We start from the raw sequence: 6,637 nt of genomic DNA, 5'->3' as shown, positions 1-6,637 counted from the left end.
GGCTCGGGCTCGAGCCGTTCGGGTTCGCTGAACGGGTAGCGCTAGGGTTCCACTGAGGTCATCGGCCGCCCCTCGCTGAATTCGTCGCACCGGCCCGCCGATCGCGGACCCGCGTTCGGCGCCTGCCAATTAGTTGCATCGTAGCATCTAATTCAGCTGATTTAAACCGCTTCGAGTCCGCCCGCGGCGTGGCTCGTCGCGGGCGCGACACGTGCGACAGCTGCGACGAGTCCGCGGCGGCGGGCGACTATCCGGCGAACACGGCCCGCTGCTGCGCGCAGATCTCGGCCAACGCCTGCGGGGCCGATCGGCACAGGCGCGGGAAGGACCGGTAGCCGTGCGGCATCCCCACGTACTCGGTCAGCCGGGCGGGCACTCCGGCCTCCTGCAACGCCGCGGCGTAACGCGCGCCGTCGTCGCGGATCGGATCGTGCTCGGCGATCTGCACGAGCGCGGGCGGCAGCCCGGAAAGGTCCGCGAACAGCGGCGAAGCATAAGGGTGCCGCGGGTCCTGACCGCCCAGGTAGTGATCGCGGAACACGGTGGTGTCGGCCTTGCTCAGGATCGGGGCGTCGGCGTTCTCATCGATCGACGGGCTGCTGCGGGTCAGGTCGACCCCCGGGTAGATCAGCGCCTGGTGCGAGATCCGCGGCCCGGAGCGGTCCCGGGCCATCAAGCTGACCACCGCGGAGAGGTTCCCGCCCGCGCTGTCGCCCATCACCGCGACGCGCTCGGGATCCGCGCCGAACTCGGCGGCCCGGTCCACCAGGTCGACCAGGGCGGCGTAGCAGTCCTCCGGAGCCGCGGGCCAGCGGTTCTTGGGCGCGAGCCGGTAGTCGACCGAGACGACCACCGCGCCGGTGGCGGCGCACACCTGGCTGCACAACCAGTCCGACTGGCTCAGCGAACCCAGCGTCCAGCCGCCGCCGTGGTAGTTGACCACCAGCGGCAGTGCGCCCGTGGCACCGCGCGGCCGGTAGCTGCGGACCGCTATTCGGCCGGTCTCGCCCTCGGCCGTGCCATCGGTCAGCGCCACGCCGTCGGCGACTCCGCCGAAAAGCAGGTCGGTCGCGGCGTTTCGCGGAACCGTCTTCTGCTGGAGTTCGAGCAGGCGGGCCTCGTCGAGGTCCGTCACCGGCCGCAGCTTCATCAGCCGGCCGAGCAGCCGCACACGCAGATCGAGCTTCGCCATCGTGTCCTCCCGTCGCCGTTGCCGGTGGCCACGCTACCGACGGCCGCCAGTGCGGCGATGATCGGGAAGCCCGGCACCATGGTCCACTATGGACTCGCGGCACCGAGGAACTAGAAGCTGCGCAACACCGACACGACCACGCCGAGGACCACGGCCTCGTCACCGTCGATGACGTCGTAGTCCGCGTTGCGCGGCTCCAGGAAGACGTGCCCGTTGCGGCGGCGGTACACCTTCACCGTCGCCTCCTCGTCGAGCATGGCGGCGACGATCTGGCCCGAATGCGCCTCGGGCTGCTGGCGCACCACGACCATGTCCCCGTCGCAGATCGCCGCGTCGACCATCGAGTCACCGCGCACGCGCAGCGCGAACACGGTGCCGCGCCCGGCGAGTTCGCGAGGCAGCGCCAGCACGTCGTCGGTGTGCTCGTCCGCCGCGATGGGCGCGCCCGCGGCGATGTCGCCCACCACCGGCACGGTCACCGAGTCGTCGGCCGGTTCCGCCGCGCGCGGCTCGTGCAGGAAAGCGCGCACGTCCATCGGCCGGGACACCGAGGTGCCGCGGCGCAGGAAACCCTTCTCCTCCAGGCTCGCCAGGTGCTTCGAGACCGACGACGAGGAGCGCAGACCGACCGCGTCACCGATCTCGCGGGTGCTCGGCGAGTACCCGTAGCGCACCACCCAGTCCCGGATCGCGACCAGGATCCGCTGCTGGCGCGGCGGCAACGTGGAGGTGTCCAGGTGCTCGAGATCATCGAATGCGGTCATCCGCCGGATTTTAAATCCCGGCACCGGAAAACGAGCCACCGGCACGGGTTCGGCGAGGCGCGCGGCTCGCCGGTCGCTGCATCGTCCGGCCCGTGACTGCCTCGCCCCGGCCCGCCACTGCGGCCCGCGTCAGCGACCGCGCGTGGTGACCGGCACCGAGCCGCCTTCGCGCGCACCTGCTGACCACTCCGATCCATCCGATTGAACCGTTACACATCAACTCAGCACATGCCCGCGGGGCCATCGAGCCGCAACCCACCCACAGCGGCCAAGCAGCCCGCGGTGACATCGATCTTACCGGCATATAACGGGAGTTTCACCGCTGAGCAGAACGGGGTCTTGTCGGCGGCAACGCCTGCCCCTATGGTGGGCCGCAATTTAAAACGATTCACCCACCGTGCAGCACCACCCGGCGCCTGCGACATCAAGGCCGATGGACAGGAGGACCAATGGGGGTCCGATCAGGCAGCAAGCGCACGACGGGCTGGCGGGCCACCATCGCCGTCGCCATGTCGAACTACATCGAAGCGGGCTCGATCATCGCCATCGCCACCAGCCTGAGCCTGTGGCAGGACCGGTTCGGCCTGGACGACCTCGCGGTCGGGCTGCTGGCCTCGCTCTGCGCCAACGCCTTCGGCGCCGCGGTCGGCGCGGCCATCGGCGGACCGCTCTGCGACCGCTACGGCAGGAAGTTCATCTACACCTACGACCTGCTGCTGTACATGCTTGGCGTGCTGCTGGCGGTGTTCGCCGTCTCCTACGGGATGCTGCTGACCGCGTTCGTGCTCACCGGCATCGCGGTCGGTGCGGGCGTGACCGCGTCGTGGACCTACATCGCCGAGGAGGCCCCCGACCACCAGCGGGCCACGCACGTCGGCACCGCGCAGCTGGCGTGGTCGATCGGGCCGATGATCGGCTACCTGCTGGCCGTGCTCGTAGGCCCGCTCGGGCTGCTCGGCAGCCGGTTGATCTTCGCGCACCTGTTCGTGGTCGCGGCCGTGACCTGGTGGGTGCGCCGCGGGCTGGCGGAGTCCGAGATCTGGCGCAGCCGCAACGAGGAACCGGGCACGCAGATGTCCTTCCTGGGCAGCCTGCGCGGCCTGTTCAGCAAGAAGGCGAACCTGACGGCGCTGCTGTTCCTGTTCGGCGTCTATGCACTGTGGAACGCCGTCGCAGGGCAGGCCGGGATCTTCCAGCCGCGCGTGTACGACGCCGCAGGCGTCACCTCGGAGACCGAGCAATACCTGCTGCAAGTCCTGCTGTGGGGCTGCACCAGCGCGGCCACCTACCTCGGGTTCATGCTGCTCGCCGACCGGGTCAGCCGCCGATGGCTGTATTGCGGCGGCGCCGCGCTCGGCATCCTCGCCTGGGCCGCGCTGATCTACGCGCCCGCGAACACGTTCACGTTGCTGTTCTTCGCCATCGGCTGGGGCGTGTCCGCCGGGGTCGGCGCGCAGGCGTTCTACGGGCTGTGGACCAGCGAACTGTTCGCGACCCGGTATCGCGCCAGCGCGCAGGGAGTGCTGTTCCTGGCCGCGCGGGTGCTGGTCGGGCTGCTGAGCGTGTGGTTCCCGGTGCTGCTGACGCGGATCGGGCTGGACGGGCTCGGACTGCTCATCCTCGCGCTGCTGACCGCATCGCTGCTCATCGGTACATTGTGGACTCCGCGCACGCGGGGCAAGAGCCTGCGCCAGATCGAGCAGGAGCGCTACGGAACAGCGCCCACATCGGACGCGGTGGTGGCCTGATGCCCCGAGTCTGCTTCCAGTTGCGAGTCGATCCGGACCGCCTCGACGAGTACCGGCGCAGGCACGCGGCCGTCTGGCCGGAGATGCTGCGTGCCATCGAAGCGTCCGGACGGCGCAACTACTCGCTGTTCCTGCGACCCGACGGCCTGCTGATCGGCTACTACGAAACCGACTCCGCGGACCGCTCGGACGCCCGCCTCGCGGCGTCGCAGGTCGCCGCGGTCTGGGAGGAACACATGGCCGAGCTGTTCATCGGCGGGCGCGCCGACCGGTCGGCCACGATCCTCGAAGAGGTCTTCCACCTCGAAGACCAACTCGCGTCCAAGGTGCACGACCCGAGCGAAGGAGACCGAGAATGACCACCCCGGCTGGTTTCGGCGAGATCACCGACACCCTCGCTCGCCAGTCCATCGAGCTGCCCAGCTGGGCGTTCGGCAACTCCGGCACCAGGTTCAAGGTGTTCGGCACGCCCGGCACGCCGCGCACGCCGCAGGAGAAGATCGCCGACGCCGCGAAGGTGCACGAACTCACCGGACTGGCACCGCAGGTGGCGCTGCACATCCCGTGGGACGACGTGGACGACTTCGCCGCGCTCAAGGCGCATGCGGAAGGACTCGGCATCGCGCTGGGCACGGTCAACTCCAACACGTTCCAGGACGAGGCCTACAAGTTCGGCAGCCTCACGCACTCCGATCCCGCGGTGCGGCGCAAGGCGATCGACCACCACTTCCGGTGCATCGACATCATGCACGCCACGGGTTCGACCGATCTGAAGATCTGGCTCGCCGACGGCACCAACTACCCGGGCCAGGACTCGCTGCGCGCGCGGCAGGACCGGCTCGCCGAGTCGCTGGCCGAGATCTACGGGCGGCTCGGTGCGCAGCAGCGGCTCGTGCTGGAGTACAAGTTCTTCGAGCCGGCCTTCTACCACACCGACGTGCCCGACTGGGGAACGTCGTTCGTGCAGGTCAGCGCGCTCGGCGAGCGGGCGTTCACGTGCTTGGACACCGGGCACCACGCGCCGGGCACGAACATCGAGTTCATCGTGATGCAGTTGCTGCGGCTGGGGAAGCTCGGTTCCTTCGACTTCAACTCGCGCTTCTACGCCGACGACGACCTGATCGTCGGCACTGCCGATCCGTTCCAGCTGTTCCGGATCCTGCACGAGGTCGTCGCGGGCGGCGGGCTCGACGAGGACTCGCCGGTGCGTTTCATGCTCGACCAGTGCCACAACATCGAGGAGAAGATCCCCGGGCAGATCCGCTCGGTGCTCAACGTGCAGGAGATGACCGCGCGCGCGTTGCTGGTCGACCGCGCGGCGCTGGCCGAAGCGCAGGCACAGCACGATGTTCTGGGTGCGAACGAGGTGCTGATGGACGCCTTCCAGACCGATGTGCGACCGGCCCTCGCGCAATGGCGCGCCTCGCGCGGGCTGCCCGCCGAGCCGCTGCGCGCCTACGCCGAATCCGGACACCAGCAGCACTTGGCCGAGCAACGCGCCGACGGCGCGCAGGCCGGGTGGGGTGCTTGATGAACGACCGAGCAGGAAAGGACGACGACCGCGTGGATTCCAGGGCAGTCAAGGAAGAACTGATCGCCCGCAGCAACCGGCTGGGGGCCGACCCGAAGAACACCAACTACGCGGGCGGCAACACTTCGGCCAAGGGACGGGACATCGACCCGGTCACCGCGGCGCCGGTCGATCTGCTGTGGGTGAAGGGTTCCGGCGGTGATCTCGGGACGTTGACCGAGGACGGGCTCGCGGCGCTGCGGCTGGACCGGCTGCGCGCACTGTCCGATGTGTACCCGGGCGTGGACCGCGAGGACGAGATGGTCGCGGCCTTCGACCACACCCTGCACGGCAAGGGCGGAGCCGCGCCGTCCATCGACACCGCGATGCACGGGCTGGTGGAGGCCGACCACGTCGACCACCTGCACCCGGACAGCGGGATCGCCATCGCGACCGCCGCCGACGGGCCGGAACTCACCCGCGAGATCTTCGGCGAGAAGGTGGTGTGGATTCCGTGGCGCCGCCCCGGATGGCAGCTCGGCGAGGACATCGCCGAGATCAAGCGGCGGAATCCGGCCGCGATCGGCACCGTCCTGGGCGGACACGGGATCACCGCGTGGGGCGGCACCAGCGAGGAATGCGAACGCAATTCGCTGTGGATCATCGACACCGCGGCCGAATACATCGCCGAGCACGGCAAGCCGGAGCCGTTCGGCCCGGTGCTCGACGGCTACGAGCCGCTGCCGGAAGCCGAACGGCGCAAGAAAGCCGCCGCGCTGGCACCCGTGCTGCGCGGCCTGGTCAGCACCGACAAGCGCCAGGTCGGGCATTTCACCGACAGTCCGGAAGTGCTCGAATTCCTGGCTCGCTCCGAGCATCCCCGGCTGGCCGAGCTGGGCACCAGCTGCCCGGACCACTTCCTGCGCACCAAGGTGAAACCGCTGGTGCTGGACGTGCCCCCGAACGCTTCGATCGAGGAATCGGCCGAGCGGCTCAGGCAGCTGCACGAGCGATACCGCGCCGACTACGCGGCCTACTACCAGCGGCACGCCACTGTGGACTCACCGCCGATGCGGGGCGCGGACCCGGCGATCGTGCTGGTTCCCGGCGTGGGCATGTTCAGCTACGGCGCGGACAAGCAAACCGCCCGCGTGGCCGGGGAATCCTACGTCAACGCGATCAACGTGATGCGGGGAGCGGAAGCGCTGTCGCACTACTCCCCCATCGACGAGCGCGAGAAGTTCCGCATCGAGTACTGGGCCCTGGAAGAGGCGAAGCTCCAGCGGCGCCCGGCGCCGAAGCCGCTCGCGACCAAGGTCGCGCTGGTCACCGGTGCCGCCTCCGGCATCGGCAAGGCCACCGCCGCACGACTCGCCCGCGACGGCGCCAACGTCGTGCTCGCCGACGTCGACCGAGCCAAGGC

General features: G+C 69.5%; 6 protein-coding genes. 4 read left to right on the top strand and 2 right to left on the bottom strand.

Going from position 1 to position 6,637, the window contains the following annotated elements; translation table 11 throughout:
- Nucleotides 1-247: 247 nt before the first annotated feature.
- On the bottom strand, nt 248-1,192 hold the full coding sequence (locus tag IJH84_RS19525) for an alpha/beta hydrolase (RefSeq protein WP_295147194.1): 945 nt from the start codon (nt 1,190-1,192) through the stop codon (nt 248-250).
- Nucleotides 1,193-1,302: 110 nt separating this feature from the next.
- Nucleotides 1,303-1,956 carry a transcriptional repressor LexA gene (gene lexA, locus IJH84_RS19520; RefSeq protein WP_200071560.1) on the bottom strand — a complete coding sequence of 218 codons (654 nt, stop codon included), beginning with the start codon at nt 1,954-1,956 and terminating at the stop codon, nt 1,303-1,305.
- A gap of 449 nt (nt 1,957-2,405) precedes the next feature.
- Here lexA and IJH84_RS19515 point away from each other — a divergent pair, with 449 nt between their 5' ends.
- From IJH84_RS19515 to rhaD, 4 genes are all read left to right on the top strand, one after another.
- Complete coding sequence (locus IJH84_RS19515) at nt 2,406-3,704, top strand: MFS transporter (RefSeq protein ID WP_295147189.1); 1,299 nt, start codon at nt 2,406-2,408, stop codon at nt 3,702-3,704.
- On the top strand, nt 3,704-4,063 hold the full coding sequence (locus IJH84_RS19510) for an L-rhamnose mutarotase (protein WP_295147186.1): 360 nt from the start codon (nt 3,704-3,706) through the stop codon (nt 4,061-4,063). Before IJH84_RS19515 ends, IJH84_RS19510 begins: the two co-directional genes overlap by 1 nt.
- The gene (rhaI, locus tag IJH84_RS19505) at nt 4,060-5,235 is read left to right on the top strand and encodes an L-rhamnose isomerase (RefSeq protein WP_295147183.1); all 1,176 of its coding nucleotides are present in this window, start codon (nt 4,060-4,062) and stop codon (nt 5,233-5,235) included. The genes IJH84_RS19510 and rhaI overlap by 4 nt, the downstream gene beginning before the upstream one ends.
- Before the next feature lie 32 nt (nt 5,236-5,267).
- On the top strand, nt 5,268-6,637 hold a 1,370-nt coding region (gene rhaD, locus IJH84_RS19500), incomplete at its 3' end, for a bifunctional rhamnulose-1-phosphate aldolase/short-chain dehydrogenase (RefSeq protein WP_295147180.1).

The organism is Saccharopolyspora sp., from assembly GCF_017434145.1.
GTDB lineage: Bacteria > Actinomycetota > Actinomycetes > Mycobacteriales > Pseudonocardiaceae > Saccharopolyspora_C > Saccharopolyspora_C galaxeae.
Note: the sequence above shows the minus strand (reverse complement) of the source record. Positions and strands in the feature narration are given on the sequence as shown.

Excerpts from the sequence above, each read along its gene's own strand:
- IJH84_RS19515 (WP_295147189.1), top strand. The coding sequence starts at position 2,406 with ATGGGGGTCCGATCAGGCAGCAAGCGCACGACGGGCTGGCGGGCCACC.
- IJH84_RS19510 (WP_295147186.1), top strand. The coding sequence starts at position 3,704 with ATGCCCCGAGTCTGCTTCCAGTTGCGAGTCGATCCGGACCGCCTCGAC.
- lexA (WP_200071560.1), bottom strand. The coding sequence starts at position 1,956 with ATGACCGCATTCGATGATCTCGAGCACCTGGACACCTCCACGTTGCCG.
- IJH84_RS19525 (WP_295147194.1), bottom strand. The coding sequence starts at position 1,192 with ATGGCGAAGCTCGATCTGCGTGTGCGGCTGCTCGGCCGGCTGATGAAG.
- rhaI (WP_295147183.1), top strand. The coding sequence starts at position 4,060 with ATGACCACCCCGGCTGGTTTCGGCGAGATCACCGACACCCTCGCTCGC.